The sequence below is a fragment of the Neorhizobium alkalisoli genome, assembly GCF_002968635.1.
In the GTDB taxonomy this organism is placed as follows: Bacteria; Pseudomonadota; Alphaproteobacteria; order Rhizobiales; family Rhizobiaceae; genus Neorhizobium; species Neorhizobium alkalisoli.
Genome location: NZ_PVBN01000053.1, coordinates 1 through 408 on the forward strand (window position 1 = coordinate 1; position 408 = coordinate 408).

The window sequence follows — 408 nt, forward strand, 5'->3', positions numbered from 1 at the left end:
CGCTTCGACCCCGACGCCTGCAGGGCGAGCAACTCGGCGTAGATGCCGCCGGAGGTGGCGAGCTCAGCGGGCGGGCCGACCTCGTCGATGCGTCCGTCGCGCAGGGTGACGATGCGGTCGACGGCGCTGATCGTCGACAGGCGGTGGGCGATGATGAGGGACGTGCGGCCCTCCATGAGCTCGTCGAGGCCGGCCTGCACGAGTCGCTCCGACTGGGTGTCGAGCGCGCTCGTCGCCTCGTCGAGGATGAGGATCGGCGCGTCCTTGAGCATCGCTCGCGCCACGGCGATGCGCTGCTTCTGGCCGCCGGACAGCTTGAGGCCGCGTTCGCCGATCGTCGTGTCGTAGCCGTCGGGGAACTGGCGGATGAACACGTCGGCGTTGGCGCGTTCGGCCACGGCCCGGATC

At 70.8% G+C, this 408-nt stretch carries 1 protein-coding gene; it reads right to left on the reverse strand.

All coding sequences use genetic code 11. The features are described from left to right. The coding region (locus C5L13_RS28515) for an ATP-binding cassette domain-containing protein (protein ID WP_158693566.1) at positions 1-408 on the reverse strand (408 nt) is incomplete at both ends.